26 protein-coding genes and 1 tRNA gene are annotated in these 23,850 nt (G+C 65.4%); 8 read left to right on the forward strand and 19 right to left on the reverse strand.

Going from position 1 to position 23,850, the window contains the following annotated elements; genetic code table 11:
- Positions 1-14 precede the first annotated feature (14 nt).
- Positions 15-278: an usg protein gene (locus tag NX862_RS03330; protein ID WP_264492446.1), complete on the forward strand. Its 264-nt coding sequence runs from the start codon at positions 15-17 to the stop codon at positions 276-278.
- Positions 279-662: 384 nt separating this feature from the next.
- Here the strand turns inward: NX862_RS03330 and NX862_RS03335 are convergent, their stop codons facing one another.
- Genes NX862_RS03335 through glmU form a run of 4 tightly spaced genes read right to left on the reverse strand, consistent with a single transcriptional unit; the run spans position 663 to position 5,021 of the window.
- Positions 663-1,340, reverse strand: a complete 678-nt coding sequence (locus NX862_RS03335; protein WP_264492447.1) for a DNA alkylation repair protein — start codon at positions 1,338-1,340, stop codon at positions 663-665.
- Complete coding sequence (locus NX862_RS03340) at positions 1,337-1,876, reverse strand: pyridoxamine 5'-phosphate oxidase family protein (RefSeq protein ID WP_264492448.1); 540 nt, start codon at positions 1,874-1,876, stop codon at positions 1,337-1,339. Before NX862_RS03340 ends, NX862_RS03335 begins: the two co-directional genes overlap by 4 nt.
- Positions 1,877-3,670: a glutamine--fructose-6-phosphate transaminase (isomerizing) gene (gene glmS, locus NX862_RS03345; protein ID WP_264492449.1), complete on the reverse strand. Its 1,794-nt coding sequence runs from the start codon at positions 3,668-3,670 to the stop codon at positions 1,877-1,879. It abuts the gene before it with no gap.
- A gap of 1 nt (position 3,671) precedes the next feature.
- Positions 3,672-5,021 carry a bifunctional UDP-N-acetylglucosamine diphosphorylase/glucosamine-1-phosphate N-acetyltransferase GlmU gene (gene glmU, locus NX862_RS03350; RefSeq protein WP_264492450.1) on the reverse strand — a complete coding sequence of 450 codons (1,350 nt, stop codon included), beginning with the start codon at positions 5,019-5,021 and terminating at the stop codon, positions 3,672-3,674.
- Positions 5,022-5,248: 227 nt separating this feature from the next.
- Between glmU and NX862_RS03355 the strand changes: the two genes are divergently transcribed.
- From NX862_RS03355 to NX862_RS03365, 3 genes are read left to right on the forward strand one after another with little or no spacing between them, the layout of a single operon-like run.
- A complete protein-coding gene (locus tag NX862_RS03355; RefSeq protein ID WP_264492451.1) occupies positions 5,249-5,902 on the forward strand; it encodes an HAD-IA family hydrolase in 654 nt (217 codons plus the stop codon).
- A gap of 37 nt (positions 5,903-5,939) precedes the next feature.
- Complete coding sequence (locus NX862_RS03360; RefSeq protein ID WP_264492452.1) at positions 5,940-7,166, forward strand: TCR/Tet family MFS transporter; 1,227 nt, start codon at positions 5,940-5,942, stop codon at positions 7,164-7,166.
- Positions 7,150-8,391 carry a DegT/DnrJ/EryC1/StrS family aminotransferase gene (locus NX862_RS03365; protein WP_264492453.1) on the forward strand — a complete coding sequence of 414 codons (1,242 nt, stop codon included), beginning with the start codon at positions 7,150-7,152 and terminating at the stop codon, positions 8,389-8,391. Before NX862_RS03360 ends, NX862_RS03365 begins: the two co-directional genes overlap by 17 nt.
- A 205-nt stretch (positions 8,392-8,596) precedes the next feature.
- Here NX862_RS03365 and NX862_RS03370 read toward each other — a convergent pair whose 3' ends face one another.
- The 6 genes from NX862_RS03370 to plsX all read right to left on the reverse strand — a co-directional run bounded on the left by NX862_RS03370 (position 8,597) and on the right by plsX (position 13,703).
- The gene (locus NX862_RS03370; RefSeq protein ID WP_264492454.1) at positions 8,597-9,667 is read right to left on the reverse strand and encodes a 2'-deoxycytidine 5'-triphosphate deaminase; all 1,071 of its coding nucleotides are present in this window, start codon (positions 9,665-9,667) and stop codon (positions 8,597-8,599) included.
- A gap of 77 nt (positions 9,668-9,744) precedes the next feature.
- Positions 9,745-9,822, reverse strand: a tRNA-Pro gene (locus NX862_RS03375).
- A gap of 66 nt (positions 9,823-9,888) precedes the next feature.
- The gene (locus tag NX862_RS03380; protein WP_264492455.1) at positions 9,889-11,244 is read right to left on the reverse strand and encodes a MerR family transcriptional regulator; all 1,356 of its coding nucleotides are present in this window, start codon (positions 11,242-11,244) and stop codon (positions 9,889-9,891) included.
- Between the two features lie 17 nt (positions 11,245-11,261).
- Positions 11,262-11,576: an integration host factor subunit alpha gene (gene ihfA / locus NX862_RS03385; RefSeq protein WP_413694528.1), complete on the reverse strand. Its 315-nt coding sequence runs from the start codon at positions 11,574-11,576 to the stop codon at positions 11,262-11,264.
- 118 nt (positions 11,577-11,694) lie between these two features.
- Complete coding sequence (locus tag NX862_RS03390) at positions 11,695-12,663, reverse strand: beta-ketoacyl-ACP synthase III (RefSeq protein WP_264492456.1); 969 nt, start codon at positions 12,661-12,663, stop codon at positions 11,695-11,697.
- Entirely contained in the window at positions 12,660-13,703 is a 1,044-nt protein-coding gene (gene plsX, locus NX862_RS03395; protein ID WP_264492722.1) for a phosphate acyltransferase PlsX, read from the reverse strand. Before plsX ends, NX862_RS03390 begins: the two co-directional genes overlap by 4 nt.
- Here plsX and NX862_RS19430 point away from each other — a divergent pair.
- Positions 13,650-13,796, forward strand: a complete 147-nt coding sequence (locus NX862_RS19430) for a hypothetical protein (RefSeq protein ID WP_264492731.1) — start codon at positions 13,650-13,652, stop codon at positions 13,794-13,796. The genes plsX and NX862_RS19430 overlap by 54 nt on opposite strands.
- 16 nt (positions 13,797-13,812) lie before the next feature.
- On the opposite strand, the gene rpmF is transcribed toward NX862_RS19430, so the two are convergent.
- Positions 13,813-14,019 carry a 50S ribosomal protein L32 gene (gene rpmF, locus NX862_RS03405; protein ID WP_264492457.1) on the reverse strand — a complete coding sequence of 69 codons (207 nt, stop codon included), beginning with the start codon at positions 14,017-14,019 and terminating at the stop codon, positions 13,813-13,815.
- 167 nt (positions 14,020-14,186) lie between these two features.
- Positions 14,187-14,735 carry a YceD family protein gene (locus NX862_RS03410; RefSeq protein ID WP_264492458.1) on the reverse strand — a complete coding sequence of 183 codons (549 nt, stop codon included), beginning with the start codon at positions 14,733-14,735 and terminating at the stop codon, positions 14,187-14,189.
- Between the two features lie 198 nt (positions 14,736-14,933).
- On the opposite strand from NX862_RS03410, the gene NX862_RS03415 reads away from it, so the two are divergent.
- Positions 14,934-15,404: an outer membrane protein assembly factor BamE gene (locus tag NX862_RS03415; protein ID WP_264492459.1), complete on the forward strand. Its 471-nt coding sequence runs from the start codon at positions 14,934-14,936 to the stop codon at positions 15,402-15,404.
- 114 nt (positions 15,405-15,518) lie between these two features.
- On the opposite strand, the gene NX862_RS03420 is transcribed toward NX862_RS03415, so the two are convergent.
- Together NX862_RS03420 and NX862_RS03425 are read right to left on the reverse strand one after the other, a co-directional pair.
- On the reverse strand, positions 15,519-17,321 hold the full coding sequence (locus tag NX862_RS03420) for an ABC-F family ATP-binding cassette domain-containing protein (protein WP_264492460.1): 1,803 nt from the start codon (positions 17,319-17,321) through the stop codon (positions 15,519-15,521).
- A gap of 31 nt (positions 17,322-17,352) precedes the next feature.
- Complete coding sequence (locus NX862_RS03425; protein ID WP_264492461.1) at positions 17,353-18,030, reverse strand: GNAT family N-acetyltransferase; 678 nt, start codon at positions 18,028-18,030, stop codon at positions 17,353-17,355.
- A 33-nt stretch (positions 18,031-18,063) separates the two neighbouring features.
- Between NX862_RS03425 and msrB the strand changes: the two genes are divergently transcribed.
- Entirely contained in the window at positions 18,064-18,456 is a 393-nt protein-coding gene (gene msrB / locus NX862_RS03430; RefSeq protein WP_264492462.1) for a peptide-methionine (R)-S-oxide reductase MsrB, read from the forward strand.
- 209 nt (positions 18,457-18,665) lie between these two features.
- On the opposite strand, the gene NX862_RS03435 is transcribed toward msrB, so the two are convergent.
- From NX862_RS03435 to ppk2, 3 genes are all read right to left on the reverse strand, one after another.
- Positions 18,666-19,427, reverse strand: coding sequence for an HpcH/HpaI aldolase family protein (locus NX862_RS03435; protein WP_264492463.1), 762 nt, complete (start codon positions 19,425-19,427; stop codon positions 18,666-18,668).
- 57 nt (positions 19,428-19,484) lie between these two features.
- Entirely contained in the window at positions 19,485-20,072 is a 588-nt protein-coding gene (locus tag NX862_RS03440) for a TetR/AcrR family transcriptional regulator (RefSeq protein WP_413694529.1), read from the reverse strand.
- 159 nt (positions 20,073-20,231) lie between these two features.
- Complete coding sequence (gene ppk2, locus NX862_RS03445) at positions 20,232-21,113, reverse strand: polyphosphate kinase 2 (protein ID WP_264492465.1); 882 nt, start codon at positions 21,111-21,113, stop codon at positions 20,232-20,234.
- 24 nt (positions 21,114-21,137) lie between these two features.
- Between ppk2 and NX862_RS03450 the strand changes: the two genes are divergently transcribed.
- Complete coding sequence (locus tag NX862_RS03450) at positions 21,138-21,728, forward strand: hypothetical protein (protein WP_264492466.1); 591 nt, start codon at positions 21,138-21,140, stop codon at positions 21,726-21,728.
- Here NX862_RS03450 and NX862_RS03455 read toward each other — a convergent pair.
- Together NX862_RS03455 and NX862_RS03460 are read right to left on the reverse strand one after the other, a co-directional pair.
- The gene (locus NX862_RS03455; protein ID WP_264492467.1) at positions 21,725-22,654 is read right to left on the reverse strand and encodes an alpha/beta fold hydrolase; all 930 of its coding nucleotides are present in this window, start codon (positions 22,652-22,654) and stop codon (positions 21,725-21,727) included. The genes NX862_RS03450 and NX862_RS03455 overlap by 4 nt on opposite strands.
- 159 nt (positions 22,655-22,813) lie before the next feature.
- Positions 22,814-23,815 (reverse strand): homoserine O-succinyltransferase, encoded by a 1,002-nt coding sequence (locus NX862_RS03460; RefSeq protein WP_264492468.1) that lies wholly within the window; start codon positions 23,813-23,815, stop codon positions 22,814-22,816.
- Positions 23,816-23,850 lie beyond the last annotated feature (35 nt).

The raw sequence follows: 23,850 nt of genomic DNA on the forward strand, positions 1-23,850 counted from the left end.
CAGGAGGTTCAAGGATGCGCGAGACCCAGTTGATGTTGAAGGGGTATGGCCTGACCACGGCAGAGCTGTTTTACCACATGCCCGATCATCCCCATGTGCTGAACACCTTCACCTGGCAGGACTATGACCTTGCCCCCGATTACCCCAAGCTCTTCGGCTTCATCGAGTTCTGGCAACGCGAGATTGAGGGCCCGTTGCACTCCATCCGCTTTTGTCACCGCAAGCTGATCGGCCCGGCCGAATGGCGCAACGTCGTGGCCGAGTTCCGGTTGCACTAAACTGGGTCCGGGAGGTTTGGCAGCCATGAAATGGCCGCCAAACCTCCCGGAGGAAGCCGGGTGGCGTGCCGCCCCCCGGACCCCCCGCCCAAAGGGGGGCACGCCCCCCTTTGGAAACCCCGTGGATATTGCGGACCGTTTGAAAGGCGGGTCCTTTCCCTTTCATACTGGCCCAAATACTCGCTTTTCGGGCTTTCGCTGTGGTCTGAACACGCAGCGCAACCCAAGCCGCTGGGCACCGACCGTCACGCCGAAGGCAACCTGTCAACGCGGTCCTGCCAGGGGCGCGAAGCCTCCGCTTTCAGACTGACCCAAATATCCACGGGGTTTCTCAAGGGGCCCGTGGGCCCTTTGAGCCGGGGGTCCGGGGGCGGGAGCCCCCGGCTACGAGAGGTGCCGCGCCGCCTCGGCCCTTGCCCAGGGTTTCAACCCCTGACCCGGACCTTCCAGGAAGGCCCGCGTCCGGTCTGGATCGTGCTTGGACAGGTCGCGCAGCCACCAGGCCACCGCTTTCTGGATGAACCAGTCCGGGTCACTCACATAGCCTGCAGCCCAGCCCAGCACCCGGTCACGGATCGCAAGATCGGCCGTTTTCGGGAAGTTCTGCTTGGTCCAGGGCAGAGTGATCACCAAGGCCGCGCGGCGGGTCCACATGTGCTCCGAACCCGTCCAGGCCTCGACCTCGTCCAGCCGTGACGGGTCGGCCACCAGGCGGCGTTCCCCCGCGTCACAGGCCTGATCGGCAATCGCCCAGCCGTCAAAACTTGGCACCCAAGAGGCGATCAGACCCCAGACCGCCGCGTCGTCGGCAATTCGCGCCTGGGTCAGCAGTTTCGCCGCAGCCACCCGCGCCTCGTGGATGTTGCTCTCCCACAAAGCGCCGGCAAGCTGGACGCGCCCCGCCGTGTCCAACCCTTCACGCCAGGACTTCGCCAGGTCGGTGATCTGCGGGACACTCACGCCGAAATAGGTCCGCGGGGTCTTGTGATAGGCCAGCGCCGCCTCGGCCTTGGCAGGGTCGGCCAGCGCGTGAAGGGCGGCAAGGGCGTCGTTGGGGGTCATAGGTTGGCCTCGATTCCAGTGGAAAGCCCGTCGATCGACTGGCGGTTGCGGGTGTCCCAATAGGTGCGAAGGCCCTCCGCCCCCTGGCCTTCGGCCCAATTGCGCAGGACCGGGCGTTCCGCGCCGCCCTCAAAGGTCGGGACGGCAAAGCCGCAAGAGGTCTGCACAAGGTTGACTTGCATGTCATAGATCTGGCGCGCGCCGGGGGTCTCGGGGAAATGGCGCGCAAGGTCCCAGTCGTCGCGATGCGCCGTGCGCGCCACCCCGTAGGCCCGCAGGATCAGGGGGCGGGGGCCAAAGCTGCACCACATCACCGTCATGCGCGGATCAACCGCCAGATGGGCCGCCGTCTCGTTGCCCGACCCCGTCAGGTTCAGCCAGATCAGCCGGTTCGGCCCCAGGATGCGCAGCGAGTCCATCCCCTTGGGCGACAGGTTGTGATGCGCCCCCGGCGCCGAGGTCGCGACAAAGAAGATCATCTGTTCGGCCACAAAGGCGCGGTGGTCGTCAGAGAAGGCGTCGAATTGCTTGGCCATTCATTCCACCGTCACGGATTTTGCCAAGTTGCGCGGCTGGTCCACATCCGTCCCCTTGGCCACCGCCGTGTGATAGGCCAAAAGCTGCGCCGGCACCGCGTAAAGGATCGGCGCAAAGGGGCCGGGGCAGTCGGGCAGCGTCAGCGTGGCCCAGGTGCCGCGCCCGGCCTCGTGGACCCCTTGCGCATCCGAGATCAGCAGCACCTTGCCATGGCGTGCCATGACCTCTTGCATGTTCGACACCGTCTTGTCGAAAAGCCCGTCATGCGGCGCCAGCACGATCACCGGCACCTCGGGGGCGATCAGCGCGATGGGGCCGTGCTTCAGCTCACCGGAGGCATAGCCCTCGGCATGGATATAGCTGATTTCCTTCAGCTTCAGCGCGCCTTCCAGCGCGAGGGGGAACATCGCCCCCCGACCCAGGAACAGCACATCTTGGGCGCGCGACAGCTCTTCGGCGATTTCCGCGATGCGCGGCCCCAGCGACAAAGCGTGGTTCATCAGCCCGGGCAGGGCCTGCAACTGGGCCAGGTGCTGCGCCAGGGCTTGTGGAGAGATGCGCCCCCGGTCGACGCCGGCCTTCAGCGCCAGCAGGGCCAGGGTCAAAAGCTGCGCGGTAAAGGCCTTGGTCGAGGCCACGCCGACCTCGATCCCCGCCTTGATGGGCAAGACCTGATCGGCCTCGCGCGCGATGGAGGAGGTCGGCACATTGACCACCGCCAGCACCTTGGCCACCTGACCGCGGGCGTGACGCAGGGCGGCCAGGGTATCGGCGGTCTCGCCCGATTGGCTGACAAAGATGGCAAAAGACTTGTCCGACAAGACCGGGTCGCGATAGCGGAACTCGGATGCGATATCGACTTCGGCCGCCAGCCCCGCCAGCTGTTCGAACCAGTATTTCGCGATGTGACCGGCATAAGAGGCCGTGCCGCACGCCACCAGCACCACGCGGTCCACGCCGGTGAAATCGACATCCGGCAGGCCCGCACCGCGCAGGGTCTCGGCCAGCACCACCGGCTGTTCGGCGATCTCCTTGGCCATGAAATGCCGAAAGCCCGCCTTTTCGATCCGCGTCTGATCCACCGCGATGCGGCTTTCGGCGCGGTTGGCCAGGCGGCCTGCCGCGTCATGGATCACGGCGCCCGCGCGGGTGATCACAGCCCAGTCGCCTTCCTCCAGATAGGTGATGCGGTCGGTCATCGGCGCCAGAGCGATGGCGTCTGATCCGATATACATCTCGCCGTCGCCATGCCCGATGGCCAGCGGAGAGCCCTTGCGGGCGGCGATCATCAGATCGTCTTCGCCGTCAAACAAAAAGGCCAGCGCAAAGGCGCCCTGCAGCCGGGGCAGGGTGCGGGAAACGGCCTCGACCGGGGACAGGCCCTGATCAAGGTAGTGGCGCGTCAGCATGGCCACGGTTTCGGTGTCGGTTTCGGAGTCGGGGTTCAGGCCCAGGGCGGCCAGTTCCTCACGCAGCGCGCGGAAGTTTTCGATGATGCCGTTGTGGACCACGGCGACCCCGCCCGACCGATGGGGATGGGCGTTGACCTCGGTGGCCGCGCCATGGGTGGCCCAGCGGGTGTGGCCGATGCCGGATTTCCCCGCCAAAGGCGTGTGGACCAGCACATCGGACAGGTTCACCAGCTTGCCCACCGCGCGCCTGCGATCCAGCCGCCCGGCGTTCACCGTGGCGATGCCCGCAGAGTCATAACCGCGATATTCCAGACGCTTCAGCGCCTCGACCAACAAAGGCGCCACTTCATGCGACCCCAGGACGCCCACGATGCCGCACATGTCAGGACCCTTTCTTGGCGGCTTTCAGCGCCCGCAGTTTCTCCATCAACCGGACGGCAAGGCCCGGCTTGTTCACCTGCTTGGCGCGGCCCACGGCCAGGGCGCCTGCGGGCACGTTTTCGGTGATGACCGAGCCCGAAGCCGTCAACGCATGGTCGCCCACCGTGACCGGCGCGACCAGCATCGTATCCGATCCGATGAAGGCGTTCTTGCCGATCGTGGTGCGGTGCTTCATCACGCCATCGTAATTGCAGGTGACGGTGCCCGCGCCGATATTGGTGAATTCGCCGACATGGGCATCGCCCAGATAGGTCAGGTGGCCGACCTTGACGCCCTCGTCCAGGACCGCGTTCTTGATCTCGACGAAATTGCCGACATGGACATCCTCGGCCAGTTCCGCGCCGGGGCGCAGGCGGGCAAAGGGGCCGACCGTGGCCCCGCGAGAGATATGGCAGCCCTCCAGGTGGCAAAAGCCCTTGATCTCGGCGCCGGTTTCGATGGTGACGCCCGGGCCAAAGATCACGGCCGGGCCCACGGTGGCATCGCGGCCGATATAGGTGTCGCGGGCGAAAAAGGTGGTCTCGGGCGAGATCAGGGTGACGCCCTCTTCCATCATCTCGGCGCGCTTGTGCGTCTGAAACGCGGCCTCGGCGGCGGCCAGTTGCGCCCGGGTGTTGATCCCCAGCGTTTCGGCCTCGGGGCAGGTGACAAAGCCCACCGTCAGCCCCTCGGCCCGGGCCGCGTCGATGATGTCGGTGAGGTAATATTCGCTGACATTGGCGCGCAGGGGGACGGCGCGGGCCAGCCGGAGCAGCGTTTGCGTCGCCCCCGCCACCACGCCCGAGTTGCACAGCGTGATCTGGCGCTCTGCCTCGGTGGCCTGTTTTTCCTCGACAATGGCAAGGAGGTTGGCGCCTTCGGTCACAAAGCGGCCATAGCCCGTCGGATCAGCGGCCTGAAAGCCAAGGAAGATGATGTCATGGGACGCGCGGGCCTCCAGCATGGCTTGCAGCGTTTCGGGGCGCACAAAGGGCGTGTCGCCGTAAAGCACCAGCGCCTCGCCCGCGGCATCCGACAACAGCGGCGCGGTCACGGCGACGGCATGGGCGGTGCCCTGGGGCGGGTCTTGCAGGGCGGTGACGATGTCGGGGTCGAAGTCATGGGCGGCCTTGGCCACCAGGTCCGCGCCATGACCGGTGACAACCACGATGCGCGCGGGCTGTAGCGCCTGGCCCGCGGCCAGCGCATGATGCAACAGCGGCACGGCGGCCAGGGGATGCAGGACCTTGGGCAGGTCGGAATTCATGCGGCTGCCCATGCCGGCGGCCAGAACGATGAGCGAAAGTTCCATCTGCCTCTTTCCTTTGTTTTGCCGCCGTTCTAACCGGGCAGGGGGCAGGGGCCAAGGGGGCTTGGCCTCACGCGATGTTACAGAAGGGGGCGCTGCCCGGCTGCAAGTCAAGAAGGGGGGCGCTGCCCGGCTGCAAGTCAAGAAGGGGGGCTCTGCCCCCCGGCCTGCGGCCTCCCCCGGAGTATTTGGGTCAGTATGAAAGGCAAAGCGGCGATGAGGACGGCAGGATGAGGACTGTGGTGTTCGATCTGGACGGGACCCTGGCGGACACGTCAGAGGACCTGTTGGCCGCGGCCAATGCCTGTTTCACGGGGCTGGGGTTTGGGGCGCCTTTGGGGGCCGCGGATGCGCTGACGGCCTTTGCCGGCGGGCGGGCCATGCTGCGGCTGGGCTATGAACGGCTGGGGGTGGCGGGGGATGTCGATGGGCAATACCCCGTTTTGCTCGCGCATTACGCCGAAGGGTTGGACCGGGCGACGCGGTTGTACCCCGGTGCGGTGGCGGCGGTCACGACCTTGCGCGCGGCGGGCTTTGCCACCGCGATCTGCACCAATAAGCCTGAGGCTCTGGCGGTGGAACTGGTGCGGCGGCTGGGGGTTGGCGACCTGTTCGGCGCGCTGGTGGGGGCGGATACGCTGCCCGTCCGCAAGCCCGATCCGCTGCCCTATGTGCAAGCGGTCCTGCGGGCCGGGGGCGATCCGCAGCGCTCGCTTCTGGTTGGCGACACCGTGACCGACCGCGATACGGCGCGGGCGGCGGGGGTGCCGGTGGTCTTGGTGAGCTTTGGTCCCGAGGGGCCGGGCGTGGCGCGGCTGTCCCCCGACGCCCTGCTGGAGCGTTATGAGGACCTGCCGGCCCTTGCAGACCGGCTGATTTCCTGAGACAAAAGCGGAACATTTACCAGGATTGGGTACCTTCATGTCCGACGCAAAGGCGCCGATCAACAAGGCTTTCGTTTTCGTGCTGATCACGGTGCTGCTGGACATGGTGGGCTTTGGCATCATCATCCCCGTTCTGCCGCAACTGATCGAGACGGTGGGCCATGTCGATCTGGCCCATGCCGCGGTGATCGGCGGCTGGATGGCTGCGGCCTATTCCATCGCGCAATTCCTGTTCGGGCCCTTGATGGGCAACCTGTCGGACCGCTTCGGGCGCAGGCCCTTGTTGCTGATCGCGGTCTTTGGGCTGGGGGTCGATTTCCTGATGCAGGCCCTGGCGCCGAACCTCGCCTGGCTTTTCGCCGGGCGCGTGCTGGCGGGGATCTGCGGCGCCTCCTGGATCATCGCAAATGCCTTCGTGGCCGACATTTCCGCCCCCGAGGACCGGGCGCGGCTTTACGGCATCATGGGGGCGGCCTTTGGCCTGGGGTTCATCATCGGGCCGGCGATCGGCGGGCTGTTGGGCACCTTTGGCCCGCGGGTGCCGTTTTACGTGGCGGCGGCTGTTTCGGTGGTGAACCTGATCTTCGGCTGGTTCATCCTGCCCGAAACGCTCGCCCCGCAAAACCGCCGCCCCTTTGAATGGTCCCGCGCCAATCCTTTTGGTGCCTTTCGCATCTTTGCCAGCTACAAGGGCGTGCTGCCGATGTGCCTGGTGCTGGCGATGTTCTTCTTTTTCACCTCGGTCTATCCGGCGCTTTGGCCGTTTTGGTCCAAGGCGCGGTTTGGCTGGTCCGAAGCCATGGTGGGGCTGACGCTGGCCATGTTCGGCGTGGTGATGGCGGGGTTCCAAGGCGGCCTGTCCGGCGGCTTTGTCCGCTGGTTCGGCGAGCGCAAGACGGTGGCCATCGGGCTGTTGTGCGCGGCTGTGGCGGCCTTTGGCTATGGCGTCGTCTGGTCGCTGCCCCTGGTCTTTGTGCTGATGTTCGTCCATGGGCCCGAGGGCTTTGTCCATCCGATGCTGACCGCACTGATGTCGAAAAACGTGCCGGAAAACGCGCAAGGCGAGCTGCAGGGCGGGCTTTCGGCCATCATGAACATCGCCATGATGTTGGGCACGGTGTTTTACGCCCAGCTTTTCGGCTATTTCATGAGTGAATCCGCGCCCTTTCAATCGCCCAATGTCGCCTTCTTTGTGGCGGGGGCGGGGATGGTTGGCGCCTTGGCGGTGTTCCTTTGGCTGATCGGCCATGAGCGGGAGGCGTGACGTGGAAATCTTTGCCGGCAACTTCACCCAACAGGAACCCATCCCCGAAGAGGGGATCGAAGCGGCTCTGCGCGTCCTGCGCCACGGGCGGCTTCACCGCTATAACGAGGCCGCCGGAGAGGTCGCCGAGGCCGCTTTGCTGGAGGAGGAATTCGCCAGCATGACCGGGGCGAAATATGCCCTGGCCGTGGCCTCGGGCGGCTATGCGCTGGGGTGCGCCTTGCGCGCCTTGGGGATGGCGCATGGCGAAAGGGTGCTGACCAATGCCTTCACGCTGGCGCCTGTGCCGGGGGCGATTGCGGCGGCGGGCGGCGTTCCGGTCTTTGTCGACGTGACCGAGGATCTGGTGATCGACCTTGACGACCTTGCGGCCAAGGCTGCGGGGTGCCGCCTGCTGATGCTGTCGCATATGCGCGGGCATCTGGTGGACATGGACCGGCTGATGGCTTTGTGCGACCGGCTGGGGATCTTGGTGATCGAGGATTGCGCGCATACGATGGGGGCAACCTGGCGCGGGGTGGCCTCGGGGCGGCATGGGGTCATGGCCTGCTATTCGATGCAGACCTACAAGCATATCAATTCGGGCGAGGGCGGGTTTCTGGTGTCCGATGACGCTGCGGCGATGGCCCGCGCGGTGCTGTTGTCGGGCAGTTACATGCTTTACGGCAAGCATCGGGCCGCCCCCCCGCCCGAGGCGTTCGAGGCCGCGCGGATGGTCACGCCCAATGTCTCGGGCCGGATGGACAACCTGCGCGCCGCGATCCTGCGGCCTCAGCTTCGGGCCTTGCCCGAGCGGGTGGCGCGGTGGGGCGCGCTTTACCGCGCTCTGGAGGCGGGGCTTCCGGCGGTGCCGGGGATCACGCTGATCCATCGCCCGGCCGAGGAGGTCTTTGTGGGAAGCTCGTTCCAGTTCCGGCTGGCGGATTGGAGCCCGGCGCGCATCGGGCTTTACCTGTCGCGCTGTTTGGCGCGCGGGGTCGAGCTGAAATGGTTTGGCGCGGAGAAGCCCGCGGCCTTCACCTCGCGCTATGACCATTGGGAATATGCGCCGAAACAAAGCCTGCCGCAGACCGACCGCATATTGGCGGGGCTGATCGACCTGCGCTTGCCCCTGACCTTCACGCCCGAGGATTGCGCCCAGATCGCCCGCATCCTGAAGGCCGAGGCTTTGACGGTCGGCCAAGCTGCGGAACCCGAAGCGGTCGTGGCACCCGTGATCCAATAGCGCGGCTGCGCCGCAAGCCTATATGTCGCCTGCAGGCTGCGCCCTCCGGCTCCGCGGTGCGCTCCGCGCGGGGATATTTGGAAAAAGATGAAAAGGCAAAGCGCTGCTCTTTCCTTTCATCTTTTCGAAAATATCCCGGGGGAGAGGCCGAAGGCCTCGGGGGCAGCGCCCCCCTTATGCAAAGCCTTGGGGGACCTCCACTGGATTACAGGCGGAACTGTTTGGCCAGCTTCAACCCCTGACCCTGATAGTTCGACGCGATCCCCTGGCCGTAAAGCGTTGCAGGGCGCTCGGACATGCGTTCATAGACCAGGCGGCCGACGACCTGGCCATGTTCCAGCACAAAGGGCGCCTCGTGGCAGCGCACCTCCAGCACGCCGCGGGACCCCGCACCGCCCGCCGCGCTGTGCCCGAAGCCCGGGTCAAAGAAGCCCGCGTAATGCACGCGGAATTCGCCCACCATGGCCAGATAGGGCGCCATCTCGGCGGCGTAGTCGGGGGGGATCGTCACCGCCTCACGGCTGACCAGGATGTAAAAGGCGCCGGGGTCGAGGATGATTTGCGCCTGATCGGTGCGCACCTCTTCCCAGAAGTCGCGGGCGGGATAGTGGCTGATGCGGTCCAGGTCGACGACGCCGGTATGGGGTTTGGCGCGGTAGCCCACCAGTCCGCCGGGCAAGGCCAGATCGACCGAAAAGCCCAGACCCTCAGAGATCAGCGCCTCGCCGCTGACCAGGGGTTCTGCGGCATGAAGCGCGCGCAGGTCCGCATCCGACAGCACCGCCTGGCCGTCGCGAAAGCGGATCTGGTTCAGGCGTTGCCCGGGACGGACCAGGACGGAAAAGCTGCGTGGGCAGACCTCGGCATAAAGCGGGCCGTCGTAACCCTCGGGGATGCGGTCGAATTCCACCCCGCCATCGGTGATCACCCGGGTCAGTAGATCCAGCCGCCCGGTCGAGCTTTTGGCATTGGCCACGGCCGACAGGCCCGGCGGCAGGGTCAGACGCTCCATCAGCGGGATCAGGTAGACGCAGTTCTTTTCCAAGACCGCGCCCGGGCCAAGGTCAATCTCGTGCATGGTAAAGGCCGCCAGCCGGTCGGCCACGAGGCGCCCGGCGCCGGCCAGAAACGAGGCGCGCACCCGGTAGGCCTTGGTGCCCAGCCGCAGGTCCAGGCTGGCGGGCTGCACCTGGCCCGGGGCAAATTCCGTGTCCGCCGCGATCACGCCGCGCGCGATCAGGGCCTCTAGGGCTTGGGCAGGCAGAACACCGGTCATCATGGGCCCCTTTTGGTCACAGGCTTGAAGTCAAAAAGAAACCGCCCGACTGGTTTCCCAGCGGGCGGTTTTTTTCATGGTCGGGCCGGAGAGATTCGAACTCTCGACCTCCCGCCCCCCAGACGGACGCGCTAACCAGGCTGCGCTACGGCCCGACGATGTGCAGGCTTCATAACAATATTCCGGGCAGGGGCAAGGGCGAATTTGCACTTTTCTGCAGTCTATTCGCCGGGGGCGCGGCGGTGGCGGGCGGCGGCCTCGACCATCTGGGCGTGCAAGAGCCCAAGCCGGGCCTGCAGATCGGCCAGAGCAAAGAGCGGGTCAGGGTCCATCTGGGACAGGCGGCGCAGGCGCGGGGTCAGGCCTGCAAGGGCGGGGACCTGCGGGGGCGGATCGGACAGGGCCAGCGGGTCGGCGAAAGAGAGGTCCTCGGGGCCATCCTGGGGGGCCTCTTCCGGCACGTCTTGCGGGCTTTCTTCGGGCAGGTCCTGCGGGTCTTCTTCGGGCTGTGGTTCGGGGTCGGCATCGGGTTGGTGGAAGGGCTCGTCTTCGCCCCCGTCTTCTGCCGAATCACTGGCGGCAAAGGCGAGGACCTTGGCCCCCTGGTCGCCCTGCGCAAACCGATCTTGCGCAAACCGATCTTCCGCAAACGCATCCTCTGCGGACAGGTCATGCGCCGGATCGTCGCTGTCGACGAAGACATGGGGCGCTTCGTCGATGGGCTCAAGCAGGTCGTGCGGCGCTTCGTTGGCCCCGTCGGTGTGCAGGTCGAAGAGCGAGGGTTGGGCCGGGGCGGGGCGCTTTGGCCGGGCCTCGGGCGCCACGAACCCCACGGGCGGCGCAGGGGCGGCGGGCTCGGCGCCGCCGGAAAAGGCGATGAAGCCACCCTCGCCATCGCGGGGCACATCAAGGTCCAGACCAAAGCCGCCAAAGCCGGTGATGGCGGGGGAAAAGCTGGGTGCGGGCTCTTCCTCGGGCAGATCGTCGCGAATCGCGGCAAGGAGGTCGGCGGCGTCGGGCAGAGCGGCTTTGGTGGCCTCTGTCTGCAGACCCTCGCCCTCTTGCGTATCGCCGTCTTGTGCTTCGGAGCCGATCGCCGCCGCGTCCAGGAAGCCTTCTTCCAAGGGCGGCAGCAGCACCCCCACATCTGGCGGCAAAGCGTCGTCTGGCTCGGCAAGCGGGGGCAGATCAGCGGGCTCAGGCTCGGGCGGGGCTGCGGGGCGCAGGGCCACGACCTCGGCCGGGGCACGCGCGGGGGGCAGCAGATCGGTCAGCGCCTCGGGCTCGGGCAGGGGCTCGCCGTTCAGTTCGGCGCCCAGTTCGGCCACATGGCGCACACCCTGATCGCGCAGGATCTTTTGCACGCCGCGAATCGTCATGCCATCGGTGTGCAAAAGCCGCCGGATGCCCGCCAGCAGCGCCACATCCGAGGGCCGGTAATAGCGCCGCCCACCGGCACCCTTGACGGGTTTCACCTGCGGAAAGCGCGTCTCCCAGAAACGCAGGACATGGGACGGGGTTTCAAGATAATCCGCCACCTCGGAGATGGTGCGGAATGCGTCCGGCGCCTTGTCCATGGCCCTGCCTTACTTGTTCACTCGGTGCCGCCCGACACGCGATCTTTCATCAGATGCGAGGGCCGGAAGGTCAGAACCCGGCGCGGCGAGATCGGAACCTCGTCGCCGGTCTTGGGGTTGCGGCCGACGCGGGCCGATTTCTCGCGCAGCGAAAAGGTGCCGAAGGAGGAGATCTTCACCGTCTCACCGGCGGCCAGCGCGTCCGAGACATGTTGCAGCACCGATTCCACAAGGCTTGCGGATTCGTTGCGCGAAAGGCCAACCTCACGAAACACCGATTCCGCCAGGTCCATCCGCGTAAGTGTCTTCTCCGTCATCAAGAGTCCCCCCAAAGGATTTTCCCCATGATTGCGGCGGTTCAAATTGCGAGTCAATAACAATGGCTTGGATGGCGTCTTTCAGACGCTTTGGGCGGCCCGGAAATGGATAATCCCCGGGAAAAGCCCCAGATTACCAGCGCAGGACGACCGAACCCCAGGCCAGACCGCCGCCAATCGCCTCGGTGACAAGCAGGTCGCCCGGCTTGATCTGGCCGCGCTTGACGCCCACCGACAGCGCCAGGGGAATCGATGCGGCCGAGGTGTTGCCGTGGTCCTGCACCGTCACAACCACCTGATCCATCGGCAGCTGCATCTTTTTCGCCGTGCCTTCGATGATGCGGATATTGGCCTGATGCGGCACGATCCAATCGACATCCCCCGCCGTCAGCCCGGCCTTTTCCAAGGCGGCATGGGCGGTGGAGGCCAGCTTTTCGACCGCGTGCCGAAAGACCTCTTTGCCCTGCATCCGCAGGTGGCCCGTGGTCCCCGTGCTGACGCCGCCATCGACGTAAAGCAGGTCCTTGAACTGGCCATCCGAATGAAGATCGGCCGACAGGATGCCACGGTCGGCCGAGGTCCCGGTGCCCTCCTGGGCCTCCAGCACCAAAGCGCCCGCGCCGTCACCGAAAAGGACACAGGTCGTGCGGTCTTTCCAGTCCATCAGCCGGGAAAAGGTCTCGGCGCCGATGACCAGCACCCGCCGCGCCTGACCCGCCAGAATCAGCGCATTGGCCGTGGTCAGGGCAAAGACGAAACCGGCGCAGACCGCCTGAACGTCAAAGGCAAAGCCGCCGGCGCCGATCTTGGCCTGGATCATGGTTGCGGCAGACGGGAATGTCAGATCGGCGGTCGAGGTCGCCAGGATCACCGCGTCGATGTCGCTGGCCTGCAGCCCGGCATGGGCCAAGGCGGCCCGCGCGGCATGGGCGCCAAGGTCAGAGGTCATCTCGCCCTCGGCCGCGAAATGGCGGCGTTCGATGCCAGAGCGCGACTTGATCCATTCGTCGGTGGTTTCCACCAAGGCCTCAAGTTCGGAATTGGGCACGACACGCGCGGGCAGATAATGGCCCACACCAATCACCACGGCGCGCAATGTCATTCGGTTGTTCCCGCTTCGCCCAAAGATGCGGCACCTTGCCCCGGGACCACGCCCGATGCAACGCCCGAAGCCACACCCGATGCAACCCGGGCGGCCAGCCTTTCGCGGAAGTGGCTGCGGGCCAGCCGCCAGGCCATATCGACCGCCGCCGCCACCCCGGTCGCATCCGACCCGCCATGCGACTTCACCACGACCCCGTTCAGCCCAAGGAAAACCCCGCCATTGGCGCGGCGCGGGTCCATGCGTTCGCGCAAGCGGTTCAGCGCGCCAGAGGCGAAAACCGCGGTCAGCTTGGAAAACAGCGTCGCCTTGAAGCTTTGGCGCAGGAAGTCGCCGATCAGCCGCGCCGTGCCCTCGGCCGTCTTCAGCGCGACATTGCCGGTGAAGCCATCGGTCACGATCACATCGACGCGGTTCGACGGCAGGTCGGTGCCCTCGACATAGCCGATATAGTCGTAATCCCCGCGCGTTGCCGCCTCGGCGATCAAATCGGAGGCGGCTTTCAGCTCGGCAGAGCCCTTGTGTTCCTCGGTGCCGACATTCAGCAGGCCGACGCGCGGCCGGGTGATCCCCATGCCGTTGCGCGCATACGAGGCGCCCATCATCGCATATTGCAACAGGTCCTCGGCATCGGCCTTGATGTCGGCGCCCGCGTCCAGCATCAGGTTCATGCCGCCCGGATTGCGCGACGGCCACAGGCAGGCAATCGCGGGCCGGTTGATCCCGGGGATCTTGCGCAGGCGGATCATCGCCACCGCCATCAGCGCGCCGGTGTTGCCGCAGGAAATCGCGGCCTGCGCCTCGCCCGTCTTGACCGCGTCAATCGCCCCCCACATCGAGGTGTCCTGACCGTGGCGCATGACCTGAGCGGGCTTGTCCTCCATCGTCACGGCGCGGGCGGCGTGGCGCAGGGTGACACGGCCCTTCAAGGCCGGTTCGCGGTCCAGCAGGGGCTGAAGCTGCGCGCTGTCGCCATGGATCAGGAAATGCGTGTCCGCCATCCGGGGCGCGCAAATGGCAAGACCGGCGACAACTGCCACCGGTCCACGGTCTCCGCCCATGGCATCGACCGAAAGCACAATATCTGCACCCATGGCAAGCGGTCCAACGCCTTGACTTTGGATCGCCTGTGACATGGGTCAGAAGGGCTCAGGCTGCGTCTTCGTCGGTGTCGACGGTCGACTTGGCCGCCACAACTTCGCGGGCGTCATAGTGGCCGCAAGCGCCGCAAACGTGGTGCGGACGCTTCAGCTCGCCACAGTTGGAACATTCGTTGGGGTTTGCTGCGACCAACGAGTCATGAGCGCGGCGCATGTTGCGCTTGGACGAGGTCGTGCGATTCTGCGGGACAGCCATGTCACACCTTTAACGAGAGGGGACATACCCCTGATTTCATTTCGATTTCCGGTAAGTCTGGCGGGAAAAAGACCCCCAAAAGACCCCTTGGATGAGGCGCGGAAGATACGGATTTTCTTCCCGAGCGCAACCCCCAATCTGCCATTACGCCCCCAAGGTCAAGGCGTTTACCCTTTATCCCCCTCGGGTTTCATCAATTTCGACAGGGCGGCGAAGGGGCGAAGGTCATCATCGCGCAAAGGCGCCGCGCCGGGTTGGGCAAAGACCGCCTCACCCAAGGCCGCACCGGGGGCGCGGGGATACAATGGCAGGGCCAGCGACAGGGCCTCGACCACCACGCTGACGGCGTCGATCACCTCGGGCAGGGGTTCGGTCGTGTCGTCCTCGGGGATTTCGACCTCGTCGGCCTCGGGGTCTTGCCAATCCTCGATGAATTTCCGGGTGATGGCCTCGTCGATCGTGCAGGGCACGGGGTCCAGCGTCACGACACAGGCCTGGACGGCGCGGGCGGTCAGGCGGCCCGACAGAATCAGGTCGCGCTTGCCCAAGGGGCGGATATCGCCGTCGAATTCCAGCCCCGGAAGGTCAATCAGCCCCAGGCTTTTGGCGATCAGCGCGCGTTCGGGGGCAGAGGGGCGCAGTTTCACATGCGTCGTTGTGCGGCCCGAAATCGCGGCCACGCGGAAGGGCAGGGTCGGAAAAGCGGTCTCGGTCATGCGGGCCCCCGGATTTGTGAAACGTCTCGGTTTTCTTGCGCGTTATGGCCGAAGCGGCGGGGGGGTCAAGCGTTCCTTTCTTGGCGTGCGGCCTGCGATGATGTAAGCGATGGAAAATGATGCGGCGCAGAGAGGGAATCTGTGTCGTCAGGGGGGCGTTCGGACCGCGGCTTGGCCACGGTTGCGGCAGGGGACGGCATGACGGTCACGAGCGGTATTCGGGTGAAATGGCGCGCGGTCTGGCGCGGGCTGGCGCTGTGCGCGGTGATGGGCTGCACGCCGATCTATTCCATGCATGGCTATACGCCCGACGACGAGACCCTGGCGCAGATCGAGCCAGGGGTGGACACGCGCGAGACGGTGGCGGCCTTTCTGGGGCGGCCCACGACGGATGGGCTTTTGTCCGACGGCGCCTGGTATTACGTGCAAAGCCGGTGGAAGTCGCAGGGCATCAAGGCGCCGCAGGAATATGACCGTCAGGTCGTGGCGGTGTCGTTCGACGCCGATGGCCGCGTGGCCAACATCGAACGATTCGGCCTGGAGCGTGGCGAGGTCGTGGCCCTGTCGCGCCGCGTCACCTCCGAGCCGATCAAGGGCAAGTCGGCGCTAAGCCAGATCTTCTCGAACTTCGGCCGCGTCGACGCGGGCAGCCTGTTCAAAAACCGCTAGGGGCGGTGCGTGCAAGCACCCTGCGGGGCTTTGGGTGGCGGTGCGTGCAAGCACGCACCCTACGGCGCAGGGCGCGTGTTTCAACCTGGGTAGGGTGCGTGTTCACACGCACCGCTACGCCTTTTCCTCCAGCGCCAGCCATTCCGCTTCGGCCGCTGCCAGCGCCGCCTGGCGTTCGGCCAGCATGTCCGTGCCCTTCTTGAACTTCACCGGCTCGCGGGTGAACAGCTGCGGATCTGCCAGAAGGTCATTCAGCTTGGCAATCTCGGCCTCCAGCTTTTCAATGACGCCGGGCAGGGTCTCCAGCCGCTTGCGTTCGGTAAAAGTCAGGCCATCGGCCTTCTTTTCGCGGACAGGTTCGGGGGCAGCCGCGGCCTTGGCGGCCTCGCGCCGCGCCTCGGCCTCGCGGGGGCCGCGCTGGCTGACATAGTCGCTCCAGCCGCCGGGATAGGCCATGACGCGGCCCTGACCCTCTAGTGCCACGGTGGTCGTGGCCACGCGGTCGATGAAGTCGCGGTCGTGGCTGACCAAGAGGACCGTGCCGTCATAATCGCCCAGGATGTCCTGAAGCAGGTCCAGCGTTTCGACGTCCAGATCGTTGGTCGGTTCGTCCATGATCAAAAGGTTCGAAGGCCGCGCCATCAGTTTCGCCAGCAAAAGCCGCGCCCGTTCACCGCCCGACAGGCTTTTGACTGGCGCCCGCGCCTGGGCCTCGTCGAACAGGAAGTCCTTCAGATATCCGACCACATGGCGCGCAAAACCCCGCACCATGACCTGATCGGAATTGCCTGACACGGCCATCAGAGGGTCATTGGTCAGGTTGGTCCAAAGGCTTTCTTCGGGGTCCAGCCGCGCGCGCGCCTGGTCAAAGACCGCGATTTCCAGTTGCGTGCCCAGCGACACCGTGCCGGCATCGGGCGCGATCTCTCCGGTCAGCATCCGCAACAGCGTCGTCTTGCCCACGCCATTCGGACCGACAAAGGCCACCCGGTCGCCGCGCAGAACTTTAAGGTCGAAATCCTTCAGGATCACTTTGTCGCCAAAGGCCTTGGCGATGCCCGTGGCCTCGATCACCTTTTTGCCCGAGATCGGAGCCTGATCGAATTCCATCGCGGCCGTGCCCTTGCGGCGGATCTGGCTTGAGCGTTCCTCACGCAATTCCGCCAAGGCCCGCACCCGCCCTTGGTTGCGCTTGCGCCGGGCCGAGATGCCCTCGACCGCCCATTTCGCCTCGGCCTTGATCTTGCGATCCAGCTTGTGACGCGCCGCATCCTCTTCGGCCCAGGTCTCTTCGCGCCATTCCTCGAACCCAAAGAAGCCCAGTTCGCGCCTGCGAATCTGCCCGCGGTCCAGCCACAGCGTCGCCTTGGTCAGCCGGTTCAAAAAGGCCCGGTCGTGGCTGATCAGCACATAGGCCGCCCGGGTGTCGTTCAGGAAGTTTTCCAGCCATTCAATGGCGGCAATGTCCAGGTGGTTGGTGGGCTCGTCCAGAAGCATCAACTCGGGCGCCTCGGCCACCAGTTTCGCCAAGGCCGCCCGGCGCCGCTCGCCGCCCGAAGCCGAGGCGATGGGCGTCTCGGGCTTGAACCCCAGACCCTCGGCCGCGACCGACAGCCGCCATTCCTCGCCCACATCCAGCCGCGAGGCCGCATAATCGCCCAAGGTCTCGAAGCCCGTCATCTCGGGCTCTTGCTCCATATAGCCGACCGTGATGCCGGGCGGGACATGGCGAGCGCCTTTGTCGGCCTCGACAAAGCCTGCCATCAGCTTCATCAGCGTGGACTTGCCCGAGCCATTGCGGCCCACAAGAGCGAGCCGGTCGCCCTCCTGGACCGTCATGTCGATGCCGTCAAACAAGGGATTGCCGCCGAAGGTCAGCGACAGCGAAGAGAGTTGCAAAAGGGGTGCGCGTGCCATGGGTGGCAGGTATCCACTGGCGGCGCCGCGGTCAAGCCAGCGTCAAGAAGCGCGCGCGCGCCGGGGGGATATCCGCGATGCGCAGCAGGGTCAGAACATGCAGAGTGTCCAGGTCGCGGTCGATCACCGCATGATCCGACACCTTGGCCCCCAGGCTCAGGTAAAACCGCAACAGGGGCGGCAGGCTTGTGGGGTCGGGGGTCCGGTCGGGCAGGGGCAAAGCCGCGGCCCTGCGCCCGGGGCCGGGGCTTGCGACATGCGGGCGCAGGGCGGCCAAGGCGGGGCCATGGTCGGCCTGGGCGCCGGGGAAGGAGGTGCAGCCAAACAGCAGGGCGATGTCCTCAGCGGCGATGATCCGGGCAAGGAAGCCCCAGGCCAGCCGCAGGATGCCGGGGTCGGGGTGATCGGGATGCAGGCAAAAGCGGCCAAGCTCCAGGCTGCGACCTGTCAGGGTCAGGGGCGCGAGGTCGTAGAACTCGGCCGCATAGGCGCCCTTTGGGGGACCGTCGAAGACCCTCAGCCGCCCGGTCGCCAGGACCTTGCCGCGGGTCTCGATGACCAGATGGTGACAGGTTGCGTCATGGCCATCCCCCCTGTCACCGGGAAAGGCCAGCCGCCGCAGATCCATGCCCGCGCCGCTGCCCGGCGGCAACAGCCGGGCCGTCAGCGGGCCTAGGTCAAGGTTTGGGGCTTGCAGCATCGCGCTCATGGCCTAAATCTGACAGTGAAACCGGAGGTGTCCATGGATAGACTGGAAAAGAGCGACGCGGAATGGCTGAAGCAGCTGGGCGACGAGGCCTTCCGCGTGATGCGCAAACATGGGACAGAGCGACCCTTCAGCCATGACAACTTCCCCGAGGCGCCCGGCGTCTATTACTGCAAGGGCTGCGGTGCAGAGCTGTTCCGCGCCGGAACCAAGTTCGACGCAGGCTGCGGCTGGCCGTCGTTCTTTGCCCCCGCCGAGGGCGCGCCGATTGGGGAAACCGTGGACCGCAGCCATTTCATGGTCCGCACAGAGGTCCATTGTGAGGGCTGTGGCGGCCATCTGGGCCATGTCTTCGACGACGGCCCCGCACCCACGGGCCTGCGCTATTGCATCAACGGCGTGGCGCTGGACTTTGAACCCGAGGCGTGACGGAAACCGGGCAGGGGGGCTGTCTGCCCCCCTCGGCGCTGGCGCGCCTCACCCCCCGAGAGATATTTGAGTCAGTATGAAAGCATAAGGCGCGCGCCGGGGATCGGGCGCGTTCATTGTGTTTGCCGATTTCCCCACGTGCGGCGCAAATCCCGAGCCGGTTGGGGCGCAAGCCCCAGAGGCGAGATGAAAATCTTGCGCTTTGCGCTCTATTTGAAACGGGCGGCCGCGGTGCGCATCGCCTGGACGTAAAGCAGCACGTCGATGGCCACGCCAATGAACCGCGCCCCAGCTTGGCGCGCCTCGGCGATATAGTCCTCTTCGGTGGTCAGGATGCCCGCCGCGCGCCCTGCGGCCTTGATGCGGGCCAGGGTCTCTAGCACCTTGGCCTTGACCTCCGGGTGTGAGGCGCCGCCCAAATGCCCCATGTCCGCCGCCAGATCCGAGGGGCCGACAAAGACGCAATCGGCCGGCACTTTCAGGATATCGTCCAGGTTCTCCAGCGCTGTCAGGCTTTCGACCTGCAGGATCAGGCAGATCTGGTCATCCGCTGTGGTCAGATAGTCGGGCACCGCTGAAAACATCGAGGCCCGCGCCAGCGAGGAGCCGATCCCCCGCACGCCAGCCCCGGGATAGCGCGTCGCCTGATAAACGGCCTGCGCCTGGGCCCCGGTCTCCACCATCGGCACCATCAGGCTTTGTGCGCCCGCATCCAGCATCTGCTTGATCAGCCAGGCCTCCCCCACCGGCACGCGCACCACGGCATCCGATGCCCCGCCGCGCAGGACCGCCAGTTGCGCGGAAATGCTGCGCAAGTCATTGGGCGCATGTTCGCCGTCGATCAACAGCCAGTCAAAGCCGCAAGTCCCCGCCATCTCGGCCACATAGGGATCGGCCATGCCAAGCCAGGAGCCATAGACGGTTTCCCCCGCGGCCAGGCGGGCTTTCAGGCGGTTCGGGGCTGCGGGCATCGGGCTCTCCTTTTGCGCAAGGCTAAGGCGCGGGCCCCACAAGGTCCAGCCCAAGCCTCAGCGGTCGGGCGGCAACAGCCCCAGGCCGCGCAGATAGATGCCGATCCCGGTTTCCAGCAGGTCTTCGGGCGGGAAGGGCGATTTCGCGCCGGGCGTGCCGCGCATGAACAGTTCCACCACGCCATGGCTCATCGCCCAGATATGGGCCGAGACCATCGAGCCCGGCGGGCGTTTCCCCTCGGGCAGATGCTGGCCAAGACCCTGCGCCGCCTGTTCCAGCACAGACCGCGCCTTTTGCGCCATCTGCCCCAGGTCGGGATGGGCGTTGAACGAAAGCCCGCTTTCGAACATCGCCATGTAATGACCCGGGTATTTCCGCGCAAAGGCCAGATAGGCGCGCCCCGTCGCCTCGAACGCCGCCAAGGCCGAGGGCTTGCCGCCGTTGTAGGCAAACTCCATCAGAGCGGCAAAGATGTCATAGCCCTGACGCGCGACCTCGGCGATCAGCTCGTCACGGCCTGCGAAATGGCGATAGACGGCGGCGGGCGTGACATCCGCCGCCTTGGCCGCCTCGGACAGGGTGAACCCCGTCGGCCCCTGTTCGGCAATCAACCGCAAGGCCGCCTCGACCAGGGCTTGCCGCAAGTTCCCGTGATGATAGCCCTGCTTCAACGGCCCGTTTCTTTCGTCATGTCTTTCGCAGCGACCTTCTTCGTGTCTTTCATACTGACCCAAATATTCCGGGGTGTGGGGCAGCGCCCCACGGAGCTTTCCCGAAAGACCGCCCTGCCTGAACGAAGGGCCTCACCCCCCGATCAGACCCGGACCGCCGCAGATCTTGCCATCCATGGCCCCGATCACCGCCTTGTCCTTGCCTGCAAACTCCATCGCATTCAAGACCGCCTGAACCGCCGCGATCCGGGCGCGCAGCTTGTCATCCGACAGGATGACCGTCCAGGGCGCATGGGGGAAATGGGTCTTGGCCATCGTCTCTGCAATGGCCGCGCTGTAGTCTTTCCACTTGGCCAGGCCGTCGATGTCGATCTGGCTCAGCTTCCATTGCTTCAGCGGGTCGCCCTCGCGGTCCAGGAACCGCTTCAGCTGTTCGGCCCGGTCGACCTCCAGCCACAGCTTGACCAAGACGATGCCTTCATCCACGATCATGCGTTCATAATCAGGCACTTGGCGGAAGAACTTCGCCTTCTGGTCCGGCGTGCAGAACCCAAAGACCGGCTCGACGATGGCGCGGTTATACCAGCTGCGGTCAAAAAGGCTGATCTCGCCCGCGGCGGGAAGCTGATCGACATAGCGCTGGAAATACCATTGCCCGGCCTCACGCTCGGTCGGCTTGGACAGGGCCACGATCCGCGCCACGCGGGGGTTCAGGTTCAGCCGCATCGCCTCGATCGTGCCGCCCTTGCCGGCCGCATCGCGCCCCTCGAAGACCACGATCAGCCGCTTGCCCCGCGCCTTCAGGTCGTAATGCATCCGCACCAGCTGCAGCTGCAGTTCGGCCATCCGCGCCTCATAGTCCTTGCGCTTCATCTCTTCGCGGTAGGGGTAAGTGGGCGAGAGGATGTCATCCTTGCCCGCAGCCTCGATCACGCGGCGGACCTCCTTGGGCGCGTCCTTCTTGAAATAGCGCGAGATGGCCCCGTCGAAGGGAAGATCGCCCAGACTGTTCATGCAAGCCCCCAGCTTTTCCCCACTATGGCAAGTGTCGCGGCAAAACTGAACCCATGTCTCAGATTATTCTCGACGGCTGCCTGCGGTGCTTTTAACCTTACAGGCATTTTCAACGGAGGAGATATCATGCCGGTCGAGAAGAAGGACGAAGCCCCAAAGAAACAGGCTCCGAAGCAACCCCAACCCGACTTTGTGACCTTTGAACGCAAGCAAGCGGCGCTGGAAAAGATCGTCGCGGCACAGAAGGAAAGCATCAAGGGCACCGAAGCCCTCGTGGCAAGATTGCTGAAGGAGGTCACCACCCCGGAGGGTGATGGTGTCGCCCTTGAAAGCCCCACATTCAAAAGGATGATGAAGCTCTTGGACGATCTTGGGATCAAGGAGCGCACGAATGCGATGGGGATCGAAAAGCTCAGCAAGGCCATAGCGCTGACGGCCGAATTGGCGCAACCGGCAACGCAGGTCAAAACGCTTTCGGCGCGGGTGGATTTCCTGACCAAAGAGATCGAGGCCATCAAGAAAGAGCAGGTCACGGCGCTGGACCTGAAATTGATGGAAAAACGCATCATGGAGGCCGTGGAAAAGCGCGTCTCGGGCCTGACCAAAAAGGGTTAGGCGGCCATCGCGCGCAGCACCGCCTCTTCGACGGCTTCCAGATGCGTGTGATGCGGCATATGGCCCGCATCCTCCAGCACAGTCAGCCGCGCCTGGGGCAAAAGAGCGGCCAGGGGCCCGGAATGAAGCTCCATCGGCACGATGGGATCATGGGCGCCATGCACCATTTCAACCGGCAGCGTCAGGCGGGCATATTCGCTCTGCATGGCCAGGACATGCGGCAAGAGGCCGTTGACCTGGTCGGCATTGACCCCCAGGGCGCCCGGCGGCAGCGCCAAAATCGCGCCGATCCGGGCCGAATACCCCTCGGGCGGGGCAGAGGGCGCAAAAAGCCCCGGCATCATCTTTTCAATATAGGCATCCGTCACCAGGGCCGCGGCCAAAGGCACGGCCAGGGCCCGCCCCAACCGCGTCGCGGTCAGCTGATACCACCAGTCCAGCTTGGCCACCCAGGGCTGCGAGGGCGTCGAGATCAGCACCAAGCCCCGCGCCGCCTGCGCCCCCGTCACCTCCAGCCCCCAGGCCAGCGCGACCGTGCCGCCATAGCTTTGCCCCAGCACCAGGGGCCGCGTGATCCCCAGTTCCGCCGCAGCCATCGCCAGATGGCGCGCCTGACCCGCAGGGGAAACCCCTTCCGCCCCTATGGCATCGGAAAACCCCAAGCCCGGTCGGTCAAAGGCCGTCACACGAAACCGCCCCGCCAGCCGCGTCATCAAAGGCAAAAGATCGCGCAACTGCCCCGAGGACCCATGGATCATCACCAGATCCGGCCCCGCGCCCAGCGTCATGGCATGAACCCGCCGCCCGCCCACCGCAACGATGCGCCCGACCGGTGGAAAGCGCCGCCGGATCGCCGCCTCACGCCACATCACCCGCAGCCAAAGCCCAAGGCCCAGAAGCGCGCAGCCCAGAAAAAACAGTCCCATCACGCCCCCCTTTCGCCCATGGTTCAGCCTGCAGCGGAACTGTTACTCTAGCGTTACGAAGCCGCCGGCCCAGTCACGAAGACGGCACTTTTCGTCTTTCACATTGGCTCAAATACTCCCGGGGGAGGTCTGGAGGGGCCGGCAGCCCCTCCAGCGGGTTCAACCCACGCGGCCGCTGTCGTTCAGGCCGCTGTCGTTCAGGCCGCTGTCGTTCAGGCCGCTGTCGTTCAGGCCGCTGTCGTTCAGGCCGATGTCGTTCAGATTAAAGGGCGTCGTCTGATAGATCTCGTTGACCCAGTTGCCGTAAAGCAGATGGGCATGGGGCCGCCAGCGGTTCACCGGCACCCGCGCCGGATCATCGCCCGGATAGTAGTTCATCGGCACGTTGATCGCCTTGCCCGCCGCGACATCGCGGTCGTATTCCTGTTTCAGCGTGCCATTGTCATATTCGAAATGGTTGAAGATATACAAAGCCCTATGCCCCGGGTCTTCCACCAGACAGGGCCCCGTCTCGGGTGAGCCCAACAGCGTGCGCAGGCCGGCCCGGTCGATTTCGTCCTGGCGCATCTCGGTCCAGCGGCTGACCGGGATCAGCGCCTCATCGGCAAAGCCGCGCAAAAGGGGAGAGGTTGGGGCAAGGTTCTCTTGCGGGAAACAGCCGAAGGCCTTGGCGTTCAGCATGTGTTTCGCCACGCCGTGGAAGTGGTAGATCATCGCCATCCCCCCCCAGCAGACGCCGAAGGTGGAATGGACATGGGTCTGGGTCCAGTCCATGACGCGGCAAAGCTCGTCCCAATATGTGACGTCTTCAAAGGCCAGATGCTCGATCGGGGCGCCGGTGATGATCAGGCCGTCGAACTTCTCTCCGCCGGCCTCGACCTCGGCAAAGGGGCGGTAAAAGGTCGCCATATGTTCGGCGGCGGTGTTCTTGGTCTGATGTTCGGTCATGCGGATCAACTGGAAGTCGATCTGCAAGGGGGTCGCGCCGATCAGCCTTGCGAACTGGTTCTCGGTCTGGATCTTTTTCGGCATCAGGTTCAACAGGCCGATGCGGATCGGCCGGATGTCTTGCATGCTGGCGCGGTCGGGCGACATGACCATGACGCCCTCTTCGCGAAGGACATCATAGGCGGGCAGGTTTTCGGGCAGGGTGATCGGCATGGGTCTCTCCGCTTGGACGGATTCTTGGGCGCCCG

Origin of the sequence: Stagnihabitans lacustris (assembly GCF_025950525.1) — a bacterium.
Classification (GTDB): Bacteria; Pseudomonadota; Alphaproteobacteria; order Rhodobacterales; family Rhodobacteraceae; genus Stagnihabitans.

Coding starts and splice junctions, on each gene's coding strand:
- NX862_RS03330 (WP_264492446.1), top strand. CDS start 15: ATGCGCGAGACCCAGTTGATGTTGAAGGGGTATGGCCTGACCACGGCA.
- NX862_RS03335 (WP_264492447.1), bottom strand. CDS start 1,340: ATGACCCCCAACGACGCCCTTGCCGCCCTTCACGCGCTGGCCGACCCT.
- NX862_RS03340 (WP_264492448.1), bottom strand. CDS start 1,876: ATGGCCAAGCAATTCGACGCCTTCTCTGACGACCACCGCGCCTTTGTG.
- glmS (WP_264492449.1), bottom strand. CDS start 3,670: ATGTGCGGCATCGTGGGCGTCCTGGGGTCGCATGAAGTGGCGCCTTTG.
- glmU (WP_264492450.1), bottom strand. CDS start 5,021: ATGGAACTTTCGCTCATCGTTCTGGCCGCCGGCATGGGCAGCCGCATG.
- NX862_RS03355 (WP_264492451.1), top strand. CDS start 5,249: ATGAGGACTGTGGTGTTCGATCTGGACGGGACCCTGGCGGACACGTCA.
- NX862_RS03360 (WP_264492452.1), top strand. CDS start 5,940: ATGTCCGACGCAAAGGCGCCGATCAACAAGGCTTTCGTTTTCGTGCTG.
- NX862_RS03365 (WP_264492453.1), top strand. CDS start 7,150: ATGAGCGGGAGGCGTGACGTGGAAATCTTTGCCGGCAACTTCACCCAA.
- NX862_RS03370 (WP_264492454.1), bottom strand. CDS start 9,667: ATGACCGGTGTTCTGCCTGCCCAAGCCCTAGAGGCCCTGATCGCGCGC.
- NX862_RS03380 (WP_264492455.1), bottom strand. CDS start 11,244: ATGGACAAGGCGCCGGACGCATTCCGCACCATCTCCGAGGTGGCGGAT.
- NX862_RS03390 (WP_264492456.1), bottom strand. CDS start 12,663: ATGACATTGCGCGCCGTGGTGATTGGTGTGGGCCATTATCTGCCCGCG.
- NX862_RS19430 (WP_264492731.1), top strand. CDS start 13,650: ATGCGTGTCCGCCATCCGGGGCGCGCAAATGGCAAGACCGGCGACAAC.
- rpmF (WP_264492457.1), bottom strand. CDS start 14,019: ATGGCTGTCCCGCAGAATCGCACGACCTCGTCCAAGCGCAACATGCGC.
- NX862_RS03410 (WP_264492458.1), bottom strand. CDS start 14,735: ATGACCGAGACCGCTTTTCCGACCCTGCCCTTCCGCGTGGCCGCGATT.
- NX862_RS03415 (WP_264492459.1), top strand. CDS start 14,934: ATGACGGTCACGAGCGGTATTCGGGTGAAATGGCGCGCGGTCTGGCGC.
- NX862_RS03420 (WP_264492460.1), bottom strand. CDS start 17,321: ATGGCACGCGCACCCCTTTTGCAACTCTCTTCGCTGTCGCTGACCTTC.
- NX862_RS03425 (WP_264492461.1), bottom strand. CDS start 18,030: ATGAGCGCGATGCTGCAAGCCCCAAACCTTGACCTAGGCCCGCTGACG.
- msrB (WP_264492462.1), top strand. CDS start 18,064: ATGGATAGACTGGAAAAGAGCGACGCGGAATGGCTGAAGCAGCTGGGC.
- NX862_RS03435 (WP_264492463.1), bottom strand. CDS start 19,427: ATGCCCGCAGCCCCGAACCGCCTGAAAGCCCGCCTGGCCGCGGGGGAA.
- ppk2 (WP_264492465.1), bottom strand. CDS start 21,113: ATGAACAGTCTGGGCGATCTTCCCTTCGACGGGGCCATCTCGCGCTAT.
- NX862_RS03450 (WP_264492466.1), top strand. CDS start 21,138: ATGGCAAGTGTCGCGGCAAAACTGAACCCATGTCTCAGATTATTCTCG.
- NX862_RS03455 (WP_264492467.1), bottom strand. CDS start 22,654: ATGGGACTGTTTTTTCTGGGCTGCGCGCTTCTGGGCCTTGGGCTTTGG.
- NX862_RS03460 (WP_264492468.1), bottom strand. CDS start 23,815: ATGCCGATCACCCTGCCCGAAAACCTGCCCGCCTATGATGTCCTTCGC.